The following is an 18,981-nucleotide window of genomic DNA, read 5'->3' as shown; positions in this document are numbered from 1 at the left end:
CGGCCGGGTCAATCATGGACATTCGATATCCTAGATTGACCCGGCCGATTGCGCAACGAAAAGGCGTCGCCTTTCAGGCAGAGGCGCTTCCGCGCCGGATCAGTATTTCACCCCCAAGGTGAGGCCGTAAGTGATCGGATCGGCCCAGATGCTGCCTACGCCGAGCGAGGCGTAGTTCACGGCGGCGCGGTAGCGATGGTTGGTGACGTTTTCGCTGAACAGCGCGACCGAGATCTTGTCCGAAGGATCGACCCATTCTGCGCGCACGCCGAGGAGCGCGTACTGGCTCTGCTTGAACTGCTCCGCGATGCCGAAATAGAAGGAGGACGTGTAGTAGAGGTTGCTGGACAGGTTCAGCCGGCCGCCCGCCAGGTCGATGCCGTAGGACACCGCCAGGTTGCCGGTCAGCGCAGGGGTACGCTGCATCTTGAAGCCGCTGGCATCCGTGGTGGTCTCGACCAGGGCACCGGGACCAAGGCCGCCAAGGCTTGGCGGCGTGCAGGCCACCGGCGAGGTACCGAAGACGGCCGCGGGGTCGCAGAATTGATAAAACGGTGCGTTGGGGAAGGTCTTGTAGCGGGCGTGAGTCCAGGCAAGCCCGCCGCTGACGGTCAGGTCGTTGGTGACGCGGGCGCTGGCCTGGCCTTCGATGCCGTAGATCTCCGAGCTGGCAGCATTGGTGATGCGGGCGGTTCCCGCCTGGAAGCTCGACACCTGCAGGTTCTTGTAGTCGTAGTAAAATCCGGAAAGTTCGGCGGTGAAGCGGCCATCGCCGTACTTGTAGCCCAGTTCGTAGGCATTGATCTTCTCGGGCTTGACCGGGCGGTAGGAATAGCCGCCGACGTTCAGCAGCCCTGCCTTGTAGCCTTGCGTGAACGAGGCGTAGACGCTGGATTCCTCGTTAGGTTTGTAGCGCAGGACGAAACGCGGGGTGACGCGGTTGTTCGTCAGCTTGGGCACGTCGAAACGGGTGTAGAGAGGGGTTGTCGCGAAGGATCCAAAGGGCACGGCGTTGCCGTTCTCATCCTCGTAGACCGAGGCGGTAAGCGCGCGCAGGAAGTACGCCTGGTCGACCCAGTCGTGGCTGTAGCGCGCACCGGCCGTCACGAAGAACTGCGGGGTGACCTCGTATGTGGCGTCGCCGAAGACGGCGATGGACTGAGATAGCGTCCCGGATTCGCCGTTGCGGGCAAAAGGCGCGGTGCCCAGCTTGGCATCGGTGGGCCAGGTGTCCCGGTTACGGAAGTAGTAGACGCCGGTGGTCCACTGGAGCGGCGATCCGGCCTTCGAACTCAGCAGTACCTCCTGCGTGAAAGTCTTGCTGTTGGAACCGATGCGGATCGTGAAGATCGGCAGGGCCGTCGCGTCGAGGTCCTGCACGCTGGTGACGCGTTCGTCGCGGAACTGGGTGTAGGAAGTGAGGTTGGCAAACCCGAGATCGGCCTTGATCGTGCCCTGGATCACGTCGGTGTTGGTACGGGCGCCGATGCCGTCCGCAGGATTGAGCGCCACTTCGTTGGGTTTCGTGGCGTAGAGACCCGCAGGCGTGAACTGGTAGATCCACGGGGTGCCCTGTTCGTCCACGAAGGCATTGTGCATCAGCGACGAGGGATCGTCCGTCTGCGCATGGGTGTAGCGCAGCAGCACGCTGATATCCGGTGTCAGATCGGCCTTCAGGCCGGTGCGGATCGACCAGCGGTTGTATTTGCCGACCTGATCGTTGCCGTCGATGATGTTGCGCTGGAAGTTGTCGCTGCGCCGATAGAGGCCCTCCACATCGAAAGCGACGCCCTCGGTAATGCCCGAGGTTGCATAGGATTGGACTTCGACCGTATCGAACCGGCCGTAGGACACGCGGAATTCGCCCGCTGCGTCCTGGCTGGGCTCGGCCGTGGTGACCAGGATCGCGCCGCCGGTGGTATTGCGGCCGAACAGAGTACCCTGCGGCCCTTTCAGAACCTGGATGTTCTGGACCTTGAGTAGCTGGAAGTCCGTTGCGGCGGCGCTGGGCAGGAAGAAGCCATCGACGTAAGTCGCCACGTTGGGGCCGCCGCCGGACGTGGTGATCGCCGTTCCGACGCCGCGGATCGTGGGCTGGGTGTAGACGCCCGCCTTGTCGAAGCGCAGGGCCGGGACGACCTTGGACATGTCGGAAAGCTGCCGCACACCGGTGTCCTTCAGCGTTTCCTCGCTGAGCGTCGTCACCGTGATCGGCACGTCCACGGACCGTTCGGCACGGCGTTGGGCCGTGACGATGATTTCGCCGTTCTGGCCCAGGGGGTTGGAACCAGCCGAGGCCGGTGCGGCAGCGGGGGCGACTTCGCTTCCTGTTTGCGCGCTGGCCGATCCCGCGACCAGGGCCGATGCAAGCGCCCCCAGCGACGCCATTCGTTTCAGCTTCGAAATTCGCGGCATATGTGTCCTCCCGTTCCCCATCCGGCTTTCCTGCCGGTTGCCGCCATTTTCCACGATCCTGCGAGCAGGTGAAATCTCCCCTGGGCATCATATCGCGGTGGCGGTTCGGAAACGTTCCGGCGACGCACGGCGGGATTGCGAACGAGGCTGGCGGGAAAGTTCCGATCTCCACCGTAAATTGAAAAGGCGGATTGAAATTTCGCTGTGACATTGTGCAAGTAACGCTTCTGCGAATCATTAGCAGTAGGATCTTGCATCAATGACTTCTCCCAAGCGGCGTGCGCTGTTGCGCGCGCTGAAACAGACTTCCGCCCTTGCCGCCGCGGCGATCCTCTGCGCCGGTGCACAGGCCCAGGCGGCCGACGGTGCCGCCAACTCCAGCGAAGACCCCGTCAAGCTCGGTTCCGTCCGCGTCGAGGATACGGCGATCGGCAATCAGCAGCAGGGCGTCGATCGCAATGCCGCCGGCAAGCCGGCCGTCCTCACCACCACCACCACGGCCGAGACGCTTCGTGACCGCATGGTCGACAATATCGCCGATTACGCCCGGCGCGTGGATGCGGGGGTGAACTTCAACACCAACAACCAGAGCATCAACATCCGCGGCCTCGACGCCAATCGCGTGCTGACGACGGTGGACGGGATCCGTCTGCCGTGGATGAGCGACGGGGCGCGGGGCGTCCAGGGCGGCGTCGCGGCCTTCGATTTCAACTCGCTGAGCGCGATCGATGTCGTGAAAAGCGGGGATTCCAGCTACTTCGGCCAAGGCGCGCTCGGCGGGGTCTTTGCGGTGCGCACGCTCGATCCCGAAGACCTGCTGACGGATGGCAAGAAGCAGGGCGCGCTCGGCAAGGCCACGTATGACAGCGCCAGCGACAGCGTCTATCTCAACCAGGCTGCCGCTTTCCGGACCGGAGACACGCTGGTCCTGATTCAGGGCGGCTACCAGAACGGCCACGAAACCGAGAACCAGGGCAAGATTTATGGTACCGGCACGACGCGGACCGCCCGGAACCCTGCGGCCTATGACCAGGAAAACCTGCTGGTGAAGGTCCACCAGTACCTGGGCGGCGGCCACCGCATCGGCCTGACGGGTGAGACCTTCAAGCGCAGCTACGACGAGGACACGCTCACCAGCATCGGGTCGACCTATTCGTCCTATGGCACTCTGGAGCAGAACAAGCGCAAGCGCATTGCCGGTACCTACGATTATCAGGCCGAAGGCGAGGGCTTCGTTCAGGAGGCTCACCTCGTAGGCTATTGGCAGCGCCTGAACCTGCGCACGTATACGCAGGCCATGCGCAAGACCGCGCCGATAGGGCAGTATGACCGCGACAGCGACCTTCAGGACGAATCCTGGGGTGCGAACGGCTCCATCGTCGGGCGCGCGGCCACCGGCGCGGTGCAACATGCGATCAGCCTCGGCGGCGAAGTCTATGCGACCAGGACGACGCAGTATGCGTCCGGCGTCGATAACTGCACGGCGGCGATCTACTCGTGCTCGTTTCTTCATGTGAACCAGTCCGACATGCCCGATGTCGACGGCATCGATCTTGGCCTGTTCCTGCAGGACCGGATGACGTTCGGCGCCTTCCACCTTACGCCGGGCCTGCGTTTCGACTGGTATCGCCGCACACCCCAGGACACGCCGAGCTATACGGTGAATGCGGCCTATGAGGGCCTTCCCGAACGCTCCAGCGACTCCCGCTTTTCGCCCAAGATCATGGCCGAATACGATGTCGTGCCGGGGCTGACGGCCTATGCGCAATATGCCCAGGCCTTCCGCGCGCCTTCCGCCACGGAACTCTATCTGACCTATGGCGGCACCGGCAGCTACGTCAGCATCGGCAACCCGGACCTGAAGCCGGAAACGAGCAAGGGCTACGAACTGGGCCTGAAATTCGGCGATGCCAAGCGCGGCGCCAAAGTCAGCTTCTACGACAACTACTATCGCAACTTCATCGACACCATCACCACGACGGCCTCGGCCGCAGGGCTTAGCGGCAGCTATCCCTTCGGTGTGTTCAAGTACGTCAACCGCGCCCATGTCCGCATCTACGGCATCGAGGCCAGTGCCCAGTGGGCGCTGACGGAAAACTGGCGCGTCTGGGGTTCCATCGCCTATGCCCACGGCAAGGACACGGACGAGGACACTTACCTGAACTCGATCCCGCCGCTGCGCGGCATCGCCGGGTTCGGCTATAGCCAGGAGCGCTTCGGGGCCGACCTTTCCGCCACCGTGGCCGCCAAGCGAAACAAGGTCGAAGACCCGACATCGACCATCAACAAGACGCCGGGCTACGGCATCGTCGACTTTACGGCATGGGTTAAGCCGGGGCTGTTCGAGGGCCTGCGCCTCCAGGGCGGCGTATACAACATCCTCGACAAGACCTATTACAACGCGCTCGACATTTCGGACAGCGCCACGGTCTCGCAGAGCTATTACAGCCAGCCGGGACGGACCTACAAGGCCTCGATGATACTGGCGTTCTGACATGACATGCCGGGGCGCTGAGGCCGCGCCCCGGTTTTCATGTGGCAATCGAAGAAGGACTTCCCATGAATACGACACTTCAGACCCCGGCTAAAACCGGCCCCGAAATCGGAGCCGGTAGCGGATCCGAAGTCGGAAGGGCGAAGCGTCTCAAGGCGGCTACCACGCAGGCGCACGACCAGCTCGACAAGCGGATCATGGCGGGCGAGCCCTTCGCGGCATTGGCCAATTACGGTCGCTTCCTGGCCGTGCAACACGCCTTTCACCGCGACATCGACGCGCTCTACGACGATCCCGCAATCGTGGCTCTGGTGCCCGATCTCGCCGAGCGTCGGCGCTTTGCGCAGATCGGGCAGGATCTGGCGGACCTGTCGCTTGCGCCGGCAGAGCCGACCGAGGCATCCCGCTTCGCGCGCGGAGAGATCGACGTGCCGACGGCGCTGGGCTGGCTCTATGTGGCCGAGGGATCCAACCTCGGCGCGGCCTTCCTGTTCAAGATGGCCCGCGCGCTGGGGCTCGACGAGAACCACGGCGCGCGCCACCTGGCCGGTCATCCCGATGGCCGAGCCCAGCACTGGCGCTCGTTCACCGGGGCGCTGGACGAGGTGGCGCTGGACAAGGCGGAAGAAATGCGGGTGATCGACGGTGCCAATGCCGCGTTCCGCCGCGTTCATGGGCTGGTGGAACAGCAATACGGGTGATGGGGCAAGGGGGGCTCAGCGCTGCATCAGCAGTCTGCTGACGCTCCTGGAGACGAGCGGCAGCCGGACCGCGGCCCTCAACCCGGCATGGCGCGCCGCGCGCGCCGCGGGATGCTCGGCCGTGTAGAGGCCGACGATCAGGTTGGTGGCGGTGTAGATCGGCCGGGTAGCCAGCCGGTGCGCAGCCTCGTAGCGGCGGAGCAGCATGCCACCCCCGATGTCGCCGCCTTGCAAGGCCGCCTGAGCGACCAGCTTGCCCAGAGAGCAGGCGCTTGCCAGGCCCAGATTGAAGCCGTGAGCGGTCACCGGGTGCATGCCGACGGCCGCATCGCCGATCAGCGCCGCGCGCCGGGCCGCGAAGTGATGGGCATAGGTCGTGGCCAGGGGATAGACATGAGGGCTACCGATGGCCTGCATCCGTCCCAGTCGGCTTTCGTAGCGGCGCGTCAGCTCGGCGCCCAGCGCCTCGGCATCGAGCGAGGCCAATTGCGCGATCTCGGCCGACGCCAGCGTCAGCACGGCGGAAGACCGGCGGCCGTTCAGCGGCAGCATCGCCATCGTCTGGCCATGGTCGAACCATTCCGTCGCGATGCCCTGATGATCGCCTTCATGCGCGACCCGGCAGACCAGCATGGAGCGGCCCAGACGGTTCACTTCCGCGCCGATGCCCAACTGCTCGCGCACGAAGGATAACCGGGAATCCGCGCCCACCAGCAAGCGCGCTTCGAGCCGGTTGCCATCTTCCAGGCTGACGGATACGCCTTGCGCGCCGTTGCCGATTGCGCCGTCCATGGATGCAACACTCCGCCCTGCCAGCACCTCGACCTCTGGCAAGTCCGCCACGACCCTGAACAGCGCGCGGCGGATGAGGTGGTTGGGGACGAGCTGCCCCAGCCTTTCCGCATCGCCGCTCCCGAAGGAGAGCGCGAAAGGAGAACCGCCGTTCAGCACACGGGCTTCGCGCAGCGGCGCGATCGCCTCCGCGTCGATGAGCGGCCAGGCGCCCAGTTCCTGCAAGGCGCGGATCGAACGATGGGTCAGGGCGATCTCGCGCCCGTCCATGGGCGGATCGGCCAGTACCGAGGCGGGCTGTCGCTCGATCACGGCGATGCGCAGTCCCGATCCCGCCAGCGCGGCGGCGAAAGCGAGGCCTGCGGGACCGGCACCCACCACCACAACGTCATGCGTCATCATCGCGCTTTCTCTTTTCCATTCCTCGCCGGGAGTGCCTGCACTATTGGAAGGCAGGGCACCATGATCGAGGTCAATTCGTCAGGCGTGCTCTTCCCGGCGCTCGGGCTGTTCGGTTTCGGCGTGACCGCTGATCTCGGACCCGGCGTCGGGCGCGAAGCGCAGGTTCCAGAACGAGGCCGTCAGCGAGATCGCCGTCACCACCCAGAAGGCGATGGAGAAATCGGCCAATGACGGCGCGAAGTGATCGTTGGCCATCATCGCGAGGTGCAGCGCAAGTGCGGCCACGCAGATGCCCAGCGAGAGCATGAGCTGCTGGAAAGTGGAGTAGAACGCGGTGGCGCGGCTCATCTGCGTCTTGTCGATGCCGTCATAGGCGATCGTATTGTAGGCGGTGAACTGGAACGACATGAAGAAACCGGACAGGCCCAGCACGCAGAACATCGCCCATACCGGCCAGCTCGGATTGAACAGGCCGCAGATCGCATAGCCGGCCGTGGCGATCACGCCGTTCCATACCAGCGCGCGCCGGAAACCGAAGCGGCGCAGCACGCGCGGGGCGAAGCTTTTCATGGCCAGCGAGCCGATCGCCGTGGCCACCGTGATGGTGCCGCTGCGCGCTGCCGAGAAACCGAAACCGACCTGCATCATCAGGGGCAAGAGGAAGGGCTGCGCGCCCTGCGTGATGCGCGTGATCGAACCGGCGATCACCGACAGGCGAAACGTCTCGTCACGCAGCAGCGAAAGGTCCAGGATCGCGCTTTCCCGCTTGCGCGCGTGAAGGACATAGAACGTCCCCGTCACGAGGCCCACAACGATCAGCGCGGCCGCCAGGGCGCCTTCGTTCGGACGACTGGCCATCTCGAAACCGAACAGCAGGCAGCCCAAAGAGAGCCCGCTCAGCACGAAGCCCAGCGTGTCGAACGGCGCGGGCTGGTCCTCGCGGATGTTGGCGATGAAGCGGCCGACCAGCCAGAAGCCGAGCACGCCCATCGGCAGGTTGATGTAGAAGATCCAGCGCCAGTCGAGGTAAGTGACGATGAAGCCTCCCAGCGGAGGGCCGATGATCGGGCCGATCAGGGCCGGCACCAGCAGCCAGGACATCGCATTGACCATGTCCTGCTTCGCCACCGATCGCAGCAGGACGAGCCGGCCGACGGGGATCATCATGGCCCCGCCAACGCCCTGGAGAAACCGCGAGACGACCATCATCTCCAGCGTCCAGGACTGGCCGCAGGCAAGGCTGCCGAGAACGAAAAGCAGGATGGCGGCGCGGAACACCGTTCGCGATCCGAAGCGGTCCGCGATCACGCCCGAAGCCGGGATGAAGACCGCCAATGCTAGCAGGTAGGAGGTGAGCGCCACGCTCATTTCCTGCGGCCGCACCCCGAAGTCCCGCGCCATGGTCGGCAAGGCGGTTGCCAGAACGGTTGCGTCCACGAATTCCATGAACAGGGCAGAAGCGATGATGAGCGCCACCAGCCGATAGTTCGCACCCGAAACCGCGGGGCCTTCATCGCGTGTCTTGGCGAGCGAACCTGCGGCGGGGACGATACCGTCGCGCACTTCCGCGTTGACCGAGGCCATGCCGCGACGGCGCGGCCTCAACATGGGGCCTGCGAGCTGGGGAGGGGAAGGGACATGGGCAACTTTCGAATTCGCGGACTTGTAAGATCCCCTCCGTCGAATTGGCCGTCCATCTGTCACGCGGGCGTGCCGACAGCAGGCATATAGGCATTCGGCCGCGAAATGAAACCCGCGGTTTGCCTTTCCAGCCTAGTCCGCCAGCTTGCCGAACGGCAGCAGCTTGCGGGCGAGCCGGGCGGCGGCCTTGCCGTCGTTGGCGCGAAGGGAGGGGAGAATGGCTGCCGCGGCGCGCTTCATCTGGGCGTCGAGCGGTGTCGGCGCGGAAGCGCTGGCCGCAGCCTCGGCCCAGCGGCGGGCCTGCGCGACATCGGCGGGGTCCTTGCGGATGTGCATCATGGCGGCCAGGCCGAGGTAGAACGCCCTGTCTCCCCCCAGCGAAACGGCGCGGGAAAGCGCGGCCTCTCCGGCATCGGCCCTGGCACCGACCATGGTGCGGGCCATGAGCCCGCCAAGCTGGTCGATGGCGTCGAGATGCCAGCCGGCGATGACCATCTGTGCTTCGGGATCGCGGGGGTTCTGCGCGGCGAGGCGCTGGAAGATCTCCAGCGAGGTGCGTGCGTCGGTTCGGCTGCGCGTGAGCTTGGCGCGGTAGCCGATGGCGACGCCGCGCTGGAGCGTGGCTTCCCGGTCACCCGGGCGCGCGGCGAGTATCCGGTCCGAGGCGGCGATTGCCTGTCCTATGAGCGTAAGCGCCTTCTTCTTGTCAGGGGCCTGGAATGCCGCGGCGGTCAGGATCTCGCGCGGTGTATCCGCCAGCGCAGCCGGAGCGGCGGCGGTAGCGGCGATCATGGCGCCCACGGCAAACATCGTCGGTTGGTACACGCAGTCTCCTGAAAGAACCGGGCCTGAAAGAACCGGATCCGCAGGATGACCGAACATGCCGGACAAGACCAGAGCCTATCTCCGATCCTCAGGCAGCACGCCGGTCAGCGCAGTTGGTTTGTCGTACTTTCCGGGTCATCAGGCGATGCCACCCGGTTGGAAAATGCCCTTTAGAGCAGCCAGCCGATCGGAAGATGGCTCGCCACGCCGACCAGCAGGTGATCGAGCGAGCCCATGCCCGGCTCGTTCCGCTGGACGGTGCGTTCGCTCCCGGTGCCGCAGCTCCACGTCAGGGCGCCGTCCGGCCCGAGCGTCACGGCATAGGCGGCATCGGGCACGATCGTTTCGAAGGCGTCCGCAACCTGTCCCGCGATGAGCGGGCTGTGGATGATGAAGCCCAGTTCGGTGTTGAGCTTCAGCGACCGCGGATCGAAGTTGAACGATCCGATGAAGACACGCTCGCGGTCGGCCGTGAAAGTCTTGGCGTGGATCGTCGAGGCACCCGAGCGCAAGGCCGCGAAGGATCCGCTGCCCGATGCCCGCAACCGGCTGCCGATGCCGAGCCGATTACCCTCGCGGCGCTGTTTCTTGGACGGCGCATCGCGGACCTGGGCCGCCGTTTCGAACAGGCGCACGCCAGCTTCTAGCAACGTCTTGCGCCAGGGTGCGTAGCCCGCGTGCACGAGCGCCACGTCGGTCGCCGAATAGCCATTGGTGAGCACGGTCACCTGGACGCCGTCACGGGCGAGGGCGCAGAGCTGCTGGGCGCCCTGTTCGCCGGGGACGAAGTATCCCGAGACGATGGCCAGCTCTCGGTGCGGATCGCCGATCGCGCCGTCCAGCTTGCCTGCAAGCAGGCGCTCGTGATCGAGGTCCGCAAGGGTCTTGGCGGGATCGTCGCTGATCAGCTCGACCTCGGTCCATTCGAAATCAAGCTCGCCGGCAACGAATTCACGGACCAGCGGCAGGCTGCGCAGACGTTCGACATAGCGGCGCGCCGAAGGGTCGCGCTCGACGATGGAGGCGCGCGACCGCAGCTTGGCAAGCTGGCGTGCACCGACGCGTGGAAGGATCTGGCGGGCGGGATAGGCGGACTGGCAGTCCCAATAGCGCTGGAAATCGGTTTCCACGTCGCGGGTGACCGGCCCGATGGCCAGTACGTCCATGTCCGCGAACAGCGCACCGTCGCCTGCGCCAAAATACTCGTCGCCGATATTGCGCCCGCCGACGATGGTAACGGCCCCGTCGACCGTGAAGCTCTTGTTGTGCATCCGGCGGTTCAGCCGGCCGAAGTCCACCGCGAAACCGATCGCCTTGGGATAGCGGATGCGAAAGGGATTGAAGAGGCGCACTTCGATGTTGGGATGGTCGTTCAGCGCGGAGAGTACGCGGTCGAGCCCGGCGATGCCGTTGTCGTCCAGCAGCAGACGCACCCTGACCCCCCGCTGGGCCGCCTCGAAAGCCGCTTCCAGCAGGAGGGTGCCGGTACGGTCGCCGTGCCAGATGTAATATTGCAGGTCGAGCGTGCGCTCTGCGGCGCGGGCGAGGAGCAGACGCGCGGCAAAGGCATCGACCCCGTCGGTCAAGAGATGGACGCCGGACTGTCCCGGATTGCGCGCGGCGCGCTCGCTGGCCGCGCGGGCCAGCGGCGGTTCGCCACGATGGCGGGCAGGGGGTTCGGAAGGGACGTCGCGCCGTGGCAGCCGGTTGGCGCGCATCAGGGCGAACCCTGCCGCTGCCACGCCCAGCGCGGCCGGCAATACCGTCTTCCACCGTTTCGCGCGGGACATCTTCACTCCTGGATCCTGAAACCCTGAGAGCCTTTCAGGCGCCGGGCAGCTGCGTTTCGATCAGGTTCACGCCGTTACGCTCGCAGGCGCTGCGCAACTCGGGATCGGAAATACGGTCGCAGACGAAAAAGTCGATGGCTTCCATCCCGCAGACCCGCACCGGGGCGGAACGCCCGACTTTCGAGGAATCGGCCACGAGGATCACCTTGCGGGCGTTGCGGATGATCGTCTGCGAAACTTCGACCTCGTCGATGGCGAAGTCCAGCAGGCTGCCATCGGCATCCAGTGCGGAAATGCCGATCAGGGCATAATCGACGCGGAAATTCTCGATGAAGCGCATGGCGAGCGCGCCTACCACGGCCCGGTCGCCGGTCCTGACCTTGCCGCCCACGCTGACCAGCTCGAGCGCGGGATGGCTGGAGAGAGTGTCGATCACGTTGAGATTGTTGGAGATCACCATCAGATTGCGATGGTGTGTGAAGTTGGCCGCCACGGCTTCGGTGGTCGTGCCGATGTTGACGAAGAGCGAGGCCCCGTCCGGGATCAACGCCGCAGCGGCAGCGCCGATCCGCGCCTTGGCATCGGAGGCGACATCCCGGCGCTTGTCATAGGCCAGGTTGTCCACGCCGGAAGTGATGAGCGCGCCGCCGTGAACGCGCGAGAGCAGAGACTGCCCGGCCAGGACGTTCAGGTCCTTGCGGATGGTCTGCGGGGTCACGCTCAGGCGCTCCGCAAGATCGTCCACGCTCACGCTGCCGGCACCGCGCGCGATCTCCAGGATATGTGCGCGGCGCTGGGCCACGATGTCGCCGTTGCTCTCCGCCGTGCTCTCGATCATTTCTTGCGGTCTCGCCCCTGGATGGATCGAACCCTTAGCGCGGCCGGGCCGCATCGATCAATCGCGCGCGAGCCAGGTATCGATCGCTTCGGCGGCGCCGGAGGGCACATGAAGGCCCAGCTTGCTGCGGCGGAACAGGATATCCTCCGCGTCGCGCGCCCATTCCGCGGCCTTCAGATAGTCGATCTCCCGGGCATGGAGGCCGCCGCCGAAGTCCTGGCCCAGATCGGCAGGGGTGCGGGCATCGGCCAGGATCGTGCGGGCGCGCGTGCCGTAAGCGCGAGCGAGGCGGCGGAGAAGCGCAGACGGCATCTGGGGATAAGTGCTCTCCAGTTCGCCAAGGAAGCCCTCGAAATCGCCTTTCGCAATGTCTCCGCCCGGCAGCACCGCGCCTGCAGTCCAGGGCTTGGCGGCCTCTGGGAAGAGCTCGGCGATGTGCTCCATCGCATGTTCGGCCAGTTTGCGGAACGTCGTGATCTTGCCGCCGAAGATCGAGAGCATGGGGGCCTGTCCCGCATCGCCCTTCTCGAAATCGAGCACGTAGTCGCGCGTCACGGCAGAGGCGTTGGCGGCATGGTCGTCATAGAGCGGCCGGATTCCGGCATAACTCCAGACGATGTCCCGCGGGGTCACGCCCCGGTCGAAGTAGCGGTTGACGGTTTCGCACAAGTAATCGACCTCGCCCGGGCTGATCGAGGGCTTGCCGGGGGCTTCGGTCCAGGGCTCGTCGGTCGTGCCGATCAGCGTGAAATCCTGCTCGTAAGGGATTGCGAAGACGATCCGCCGGTCGGGGTTCTGCAGCATGAAGGCATGGTCGCCCTCGTAAAGGCGCGGCACGACGATGTGACTGCCCTTGACCAGGCGCACGCCCCGGTCGTCCTTCGCCCGGCCGAGGTTGCGCAGGACCGCATCCACCCAGGGACCGGCCGCGTTGACGAGCATGCGCGCGCGGACCTGGCGCGGGCCGTGGGCATTCTCGACCGTGGCCAGCCACTCGCCGTCCTGAGTGACGGCGCCGGTCAGGCGCGTGCGGGTCTCGATCCGGGCTCCGCGCGCGGCGGCGTCCATCGCGTTGAGCACGACCAGGCGGCTGTCTTCCACCCAGCAGTCCGAATAGACGAAAGCCTTTCCTTTGCCTTTCGAATTTTGCGTTTTCAGCCCATTGCCCTGCTGGCCGCGATCGAGGTCGATCGTCTCGGTGCCGGGCAGGTTCTTGCGGCCGCCGAGGTGGTCGTAGAGGAACAGGCCCAGGCGGACCATCCAGGCCGGGCGCGGCGAAAGCGATTGCGGCAGTACGAAACGAAGCGGCCAGATGATGTGCGGCGCCATGCCCAGCAGGCGCTCGCGCTCGATCAGTGCTTCGCGCACGAGCCGGAACTCATAGTACTCCAGATAGCGCAGTCCGCCGTGGATGAGCTTCGTGGAGGATGAGGAGGTGTGGCTGGCGAGATCGTCCTGCTCCACCAGCAGCACCGAGAGGCCGCGCCCCGCCGCATCGCGCGCGATCCCTGCGCCGTTCACGCCGCCGCCCACGATCAGAAGGTCATAGACATCGTCCGGGGCGGGGGGCTGCATGGCGACTTCTCCCTGGGGCTTGGGCATTTCGGTTCTCTGGCAACTTCACGGGATGACTTTCGTTTTCTGAAAATAGAGTTCGAAATACGAAAATGCAAACGAAACTGTTGACGTTCGTTCGAAAGCGTGTGCAGATGCCCGAACCAAGCAGAGTTGCGAGAGGATCCATGGTGGCAGATGACCTGCGCGCGCTGCGCGGCGAACTGATTTCCGAAATGCTGGCAGTGATCATCATCATCACGATCGGCGATTCCGCCGCTGCCATGATCACGCTCTACGATCCCAGCCCATACGCCCAGGCCTATTGGGGCGTCTGCATCGCTTGGGGCCTTGCCGTCACCATGGCGATCTATGTGACGGGCTCCGTCTCCGGCACTCACGCCAACCCGGCCGTCACGCTGGCGCTCATGCTGTTTCGCGGATTTCCGAAAAGGAAAGTGCTGCCCTACTGGGCCGCGCAAGTGCTGGGCGGGATGATCGGCGCGGCATTGGTGCTGCAACTCTATCATCCCGTGATCGACGCCTATAACGCCGCCCACGGCATGACCCGCGCCACCGGCGGCGCGGCGGGCGTGTTCTTCACGCATCCCGGTGAACATATCACGCCGATCCACGCATTCTGGGATCAGGTCATCCTCACCGGCATGCTGCTCCTGGGCATTTTCGCCATTACCGATGAGTTCAACGACATGGCACCGCGCGCCAATTCGGGCGCCTTGATGATCGGCCTGCTGGTTGCCATGATCGGCGCTTCGGGCGGTTACCTCGAAGCCTGGGCGATCAATCCGGCGCGCGATTTCGGCCCGCGCCTGTTTGCCTACTTCGCCGGTTGGGGCAGTTCGGCGCTGCCCAGCCCCGGCAATTACTGGTGGGTTCCGATCGCGGGGCCCTTGTGGGCGGCGTGGCCGGAGCGGGCCTCTACCAGATCGCCATAAAGCCCTACCTGCCCTCGGGTCGCAAATCGGGGCAGGACGCCGCCGCATCTGACGCTTGACTGAAACGACAAGATACCCTCGGAGAGTCCCCGCTATGACCCAGCCCCGCCACGTTCTCGCCATCGACCAGGGCACCACTTCGACGCGCGCGATCATCTTCGATGACGCCGCTCGCCCGGTCGCGACTTCCCAATGCGAGTTCGAGCAGCACTACCCCGACCTGGGCTGGGTCGAACACGATGCGGAGGACATCTGGCGCGACACCGTGAAAGTGGCGCGTGAGGCTATCGAACGTAGCGGCGTCGGTGCGGCGGCCATAGCCGGGATCGGCATCACCAACCAGCGGGAGACCGTGGTCGTCTGGGAGCGCGAAAGCGGCAAGCCGATCCATCGGGCGATCGTCTGGCAGGACCGGCGCACGGCCCGGCTCTGCGCCGAGCTCAAGGCCGACGGCGCCGAACCCGACGTGCGCGCCCGCACCGGCCTGCTGATCGATCCCTATTTCTCTGCGACCAAGCTCGCCTGGATCCTGGACAATGTCGACAATGGCCGTGCGCGCGCCGAACGCGGAGAGCTGGCCTTCGGTACGATCGACAGTTTTCTGCTCTGGCGCCTGACGGGCGGGAAAGTCCACGCCACCGACGTCACCAATGCCGGGCGGACATTGCTCTACAACATTCGCGAACAGCGCTGGGACGAGGAACTGTGCCGCCTGTTCAGAGTGCCTGTGCAGATGCTTCCAGAAGTGCATGATAATGCACATATCTTCGGGATGACCAGCAAGGACTTGTTCGGCGTGGAGATCCCGCTGGCCGGTGTCGCCGGGGACCAGCAGGCCGCGCTCTTCGGACAGGCCTGCTTCGAAGCCGGCATGGCCAAGTCGACCTACGGAACCGGATGTTTCATGCTGCTCAACACCGGATCGGAAGCGGTGGCATCGGAGAATCGCCTGCTCACCACCCCGGCCTACCGCCTTGACGGCAAGATGACTTATGCGCTGGAAGGCTCGATCTTCGTGGCTGGCGCTGCCGTGAAGTGGCTTCGCGACGGCATCGGCGTCATCACCCATGCCCGCGAAACCAACGATATGGCCACGCAGGTTCCGAGCAACCACGGCGTCTACATGGTGCCCGCCTTCGTCGGCCTCGGGGCGCCCCACTGGGACCCGGACGCGCGCGGCGCGATCTTCGGGCTGACGCTTGGCGCCACCCAGGCCCATCTCGCGCGCGCGGCGCTGGAGGCGGTGTCCTACCAGACCATGGACCTCGCCCGCGCCATGGTCTCGGACGGTGGTGAGGAACTTGCGAAGCTGCGCGTGGATGGCGGCATGGCGGCGAACGACTGGCTCTGCCAGTTCCTGGCCGACATGCTCGACGCCCCGGTGGAACGGCCTGTCCATCTGGAAACGACCGCGCTGGGCGCCGCCTTCCATGCCGGTCTGGCAACGGGCGTCTGGCCTGACCTCGACGCATTGGCGGCAACCTGGACTCAGGGAAGCCTGTTCACCCCGCAGATGAGCGGCCAGACCCGCAAGGTGCTGATCGACGGTTGGCACGATGCCGTGCGGCGAACCTTGAGCAAGTAAACCGCGGGCAGCCGAGAGAGAGGGAGTTGCGCGAGCGGGGCGCGCCTGCGATAGGCGCGGCGCTCCGTTTTTTCGCGTTTGCAGCAAGGACCTCCCAGATGCCGGCCAGCACGGTCACTTCCCGTTCCGATGGTCCTCGCTCGGTCGGTATCGACTTCGGGACCACCAATTCGGTCATCGCGCTGGCAGACGATGCCGGAGGGGCCGAACTCGTGGAGTTCGCCGCGCCGGGTGGCCCCGGTTCGGTGTTCCGTTCGGCGCTTTGCTTCTGGCAGGAAGAGGGCGTGCCCGGCGGGCTGGCGCATGAGGCCGGCCCCTGGGCGATCTCGGAATTCCTCGAATTCCCGCAAGGCTCGCGCTTCCTGCAATCCTTCAAGTCGGTAGCGGCCAATCCTGCTTTCGAGCAGGCCACGCTTTTCGAGAAGCGCCTGCGTTTCGAAGAGTTGGGCCAGGTATTTCTCAAGCACCTCGTCGCCCATGCCGGGGATGCCCTGCGCGCCTTGCCCGAGCGCGTGGTGGTCGGCCGGCCGGTGCGCTACGTCGGCTCCCGGCCGGATGAGGCCCTGGCGCGGACACGCTACGATGCGATGTTCAAGCTGCTCGGGCGTCAGGTTCACTACGTCTACGAGCCGATCGGCGCGGCATTCAGCTTCGCGTCGCGCCTGACGGAACCCGCGACCCTGCTGGTGGCCGACTTCGGCGGCGGCACCAGCGACTTCTCGATCGTGCGCGTGAACGCACCGGGCACGGCGCGGCGCTGCGAGCCGCTGGGCTCTGCCGGTATCGGCATCGCCGGCGACCGCTTCGACTACCGCATCATGGACCATCTGGTGCTGCCGCTGCTCGGCAAGGGCGGCACCTATCGTTCCTTCGACAAAGTGCTGGAAATCCCGCCCGGCCACTTCGCCGACTTCGGCGACTGGTCGCGCCTGGCGATGATGCGTAACCGCCGCACGCTGGAGCAGTTGGCCAAGCTGAAGCACGGAGCGACCGATCCGGCCGCCATCGATCGCATGATCGCCGTGGTGGAGCACGAACTCGGCTTCGGGCTTTACGAGGCTGTCGGCCGCTTGAAACGAGCGCTATCAGGCGCGGACCACGGCGCTTTCCACTTCGAGAGCGAGGCACTGACCATCTCGGCCGATGTCAGCCGCGATGAATTCGAAAGCTGGATCGCGCCGGATCTCCAGCGCATCGGCGAGACCGTCGACAGTGCTCTGGCTCAGGCCGGGCTGCTCGCCGATGAGATCGACCACGTTTTCCTGACCGGTGGCTCCTCGCTCATTCCCGCGGTGCGCGCTCTGTTCGAGCAGCGTTTCGGGGATGGCCGCATCGCCACCGGCAACGAATTGACCTCGATCGCGCATGGCCTTGCGCTCATCGGGCAGTCGCCGGATCTCGACGAATGGGTCGCCGCGGAATCCGCCTGACGCGTTTGAAGCCCGGCGCCGGGAAGGCCTAGATCGGCCACTGCTCCTGGCGGTGGGCGGAATCCCAGAACATCCATTCAAAGCGCGTGGCGTTGCGGAAGGCCGTTGCCATGGCTTCTCGGGTCGCGGGCGAGGCATGTGCTGCGGCTTCATCCACCAGCCTGCACACGCGGTCGGTCGCCTCTCCGAAGGACGGCGCGGCATATGTGTCGATCCAGGCGGCATAGGGATTGGGAGAGGCCGCGCGCGGCTTGATCGCGCAGCCGACTTCCCAATAGACCCAGAAGCAGGGCAGGATTCCGGCGATCAGTTCTTCGTAGCTGCGGGTCGCAGCCAGGCTTGCAAGGTAGCCGGTATAACCCAGGCACGCGGGCGAAGCCTCGCTGCCTGCCGCCGTTTCCGCCGTCACGCCGAACTGGGCGAAGAAGGCCTGGTGCAGCGCTTCCTCGACCTGAACGGCCACTTTGGCGCCATCCGAGAATTCCAGTCGACCTGCCGCCGTGGGCGCGCGGGCCGCGGCGATTGCCAGCACGCGGGCATATTCGGCAAGGTAGAGGCTATCCTGTACGATGTAGTGGCGGAAGCTCTCGGGCGCGAGCGTGCCCTCGGCCAGCTCGTCCAGAAACGGATGAGCCAGGATCGCACGGCGCAGGGGCGCCACATCGGCCCAGATCGTTTCGCAAAAGCTCATGGTGTCCCCAGGTTTCGATGTCCGCACATCATTGGCCCCGCCCGTCACTTTGCGGCGGGCGCTTCCTGATCGAAGATCCAGTTCAGGTAGGCCGCGATACGGACACCCGCGCGTTCGAGGCGGTCATCGATTTCGGCGCGGTGCTGATATGCATAGTCCCAGGAAATGGAGGGCTGCTTCGGATAGATCGTCTTGCGCAGGGCGATGCTCTCCGAGGTCCAGACTTGCGGGTCGCGGACGTTCCAGGCAACGACCTGCTCGGGCGTGATCTTGCGCGACAGCCAGTGCGCATATTCGGAGTAGGACAGCGAGCGCTGTTCGATCATCCCGGAATCCCACACCGAGTGCAGGTTGGTTTCCTTGCCGAACCACGTCACCTTGAAGTCATTGCCGCCGCGGTCCGTGCCGCCGCCGACATGGAGAGGCTGGTGCAGATCGCCGATGATGTGGACGATGAAGCGCAGGGCCAGGCGCTTGTCCTCGATCGATGCCTTCGGATCGCGCAAGGTGGCGGCAAAGCGGGGCAGGGCGGTCAGCGCATCGCCTTCCGGCGGCGCGTCGGAAGCCTTGTAGGCATCGCCTTCGCGCACGGTGACATAGTGCCAGGGACTGGCCTTCTTCTGCCAGAAATCGGAAGGGTCGGACTTCATGTCGTCCGGCCAGGTCGCTGCTTCGGCCAGGTCTTCGTTGCCGAGCAGGAGGCGTACTTGAGCCCGGGCGACGCCGCTCAGGTTCTCGTCCGCGATGGCGCCGGTGATGCGGTGCCCAATCGCGCCCCAGGCCATGGCCGGCGCAGTGGGGGTGAGGGCGACGCCGAGGGCAGCGAAGAGCGAGGCGGCAAGAGTCGGATAACGCATGGTGCACTCC

Annotated in this window: 14 protein-coding genes; 5 read left to right on the top strand and 9 right to left on the bottom strand. The window is 65.4% G+C overall.

All coding sequences use genetic code 11. From position 1 onward, the window contains the following. Window positions 1–99: 99 nt before the first annotated feature. Window positions 100–2,415 (bottom strand): TonB-dependent receptor, encoded by a 2,316-nt coding sequence (locus ACZ1J6_RS04540; protein ID WP_465127004.1) that lies wholly within the window; start codon window positions 2,413–2,415, stop codon window positions 100–102. A 259-nt stretch (window positions 2,416–2,674) separates the two neighbouring features. Here ACZ1J6_RS04540 and ACZ1J6_RS04535 point away from each other — a divergent pair, with 259 nt between their 5' ends. Then, window positions 2,675–4,909, top strand: a complete 2,235-nt coding sequence (locus ACZ1J6_RS04535) for a TonB-dependent hemoglobin/transferrin/lactoferrin family receptor (protein WP_465127003.1) — start codon at window positions 2,675–2,677, stop codon at window positions 4,907–4,909. Between the two features lie 65 nt (window positions 4,910–4,974). Continuing rightward, complete coding sequence (locus tag ACZ1J6_RS04530) at window positions 4,975–5,610, top strand: biliverdin-producing heme oxygenase (RefSeq protein ID WP_465127002.1); 636 nt, start codon at window positions 4,975–4,977, stop codon at window positions 5,608–5,610. A gap of 15 nt (window positions 5,611–5,625) precedes the next feature. Here the strand turns inward: ACZ1J6_RS04530 and ubiM are convergent, their stop codons facing one another. From ubiM to ACZ1J6_RS04500, 6 genes are all read right to left on the bottom strand, one after another. Beyond that, window positions 5,626–6,801, bottom strand: coding sequence for a 5-demethoxyubiquinol-8 5-hydroxylase UbiM (gene ubiM / locus ACZ1J6_RS04525; protein ID WP_465127001.1), 1,176 nt, complete (start codon window positions 6,799–6,801; stop codon window positions 5,626–5,628). Window positions 6,802–6,882: 81 nt separating this feature from the next. Continuing rightward, window positions 6,883–8,412, bottom strand: a complete 1,530-nt coding sequence (locus tag ACZ1J6_RS04520; protein ID WP_465127000.1) for an MDR family MFS transporter — start codon at window positions 8,410–8,412, stop codon at window positions 6,883–6,885. Window positions 8,413–8,577: 165 nt separating this feature from the next. Continuing rightward, complete coding sequence (locus ACZ1J6_RS04515) at window positions 8,578–9,255, bottom strand: hypothetical protein (RefSeq protein WP_431567705.1); 678 nt, start codon at window positions 9,253–9,255, stop codon at window positions 8,578–8,580. Window positions 9,256–9,440: 185 nt separating this feature from the next. Next, a complete protein-coding gene (locus ACZ1J6_RS04510) occupies window positions 9,441–11,060 on the bottom strand; it encodes a phospholipase D family protein (RefSeq protein ID WP_465126999.1) in 1,620 nt (539 codons plus the stop codon). Between the two features lie 34 nt (window positions 11,061–11,094). Further along, a complete protein-coding gene (locus ACZ1J6_RS04505) occupies window positions 11,095–11,898 on the bottom strand; it encodes a DeoR/GlpR family DNA-binding transcription regulator (protein WP_465126998.1) in 804 nt (267 codons plus the stop codon). Between the two features lie 57 nt (window positions 11,899–11,955). Continuing rightward, on the bottom strand, window positions 11,956–13,500 hold the full coding sequence (locus ACZ1J6_RS04500) for a glycerol-3-phosphate dehydrogenase (RefSeq protein WP_465126997.1): 1,545 nt from the start codon (window positions 13,498–13,500) through the stop codon (window positions 11,956–11,958). A 143-nt stretch (window positions 13,501–13,643) separates the two neighbouring features. Here ACZ1J6_RS04500 and ACZ1J6_RS04495 point away from each other — a divergent pair, with 143 nt between their 5' ends. The 3 genes from ACZ1J6_RS04495 (at window position 13,644) to ACZ1J6_RS04485 (ending at window position 17,423) form a co-directional block, all read left to right on the top strand. Continuing rightward, entirely contained in the window at window positions 13,644–14,408 is a 765-nt protein-coding gene (locus ACZ1J6_RS04495; protein WP_465126996.1) for an MIP/aquaporin family protein, read from the top strand. Window positions 14,409–14,502: 94 nt separating this feature from the next. Further along, entirely contained in the window at window positions 14,503–15,993 is a 1,491-nt protein-coding gene (gene glpK / locus ACZ1J6_RS04490; protein WP_465126995.1) for a glycerol kinase GlpK, read from the top strand. Window positions 15,994–16,091: 98 nt separating this feature from the next. After that, window positions 16,092–17,423, top strand: coding sequence for an Hsp70 family protein (locus ACZ1J6_RS04485; protein ID WP_465126994.1), 1,332 nt, complete (start codon window positions 16,092–16,094; stop codon window positions 17,421–17,423). Between the two features lie 28 nt (window positions 17,424–17,451). On the opposite strand, the gene tenA is transcribed toward ACZ1J6_RS04485, so the two are convergent. Together tenA and ACZ1J6_RS04475 are read right to left on the bottom strand one after the other, a co-directional pair. Continuing rightward, window positions 17,452–18,114 (bottom strand): thiaminase II, encoded by a 663-nt coding sequence (gene tenA, locus ACZ1J6_RS04480; RefSeq protein WP_314466435.1) that lies wholly within the window; start codon window positions 18,112–18,114, stop codon window positions 17,452–17,454. A gap of 44 nt (window positions 18,115–18,158) precedes the next feature. Further along, window positions 18,159–18,971, bottom strand: coding sequence for a S1/P1 nuclease (locus ACZ1J6_RS04475; protein ID WP_465126993.1), 813 nt, complete (start codon window positions 18,969–18,971; stop codon window positions 18,159–18,161). Window positions 18,972–18,981 lie beyond the last annotated feature (10 nt).

This window comes from Novosphingobium sp. BL-S-21 (assembly GCF_055521655.1).
This window is presented reverse-complemented; position numbering and strand designations above follow the sequence as displayed.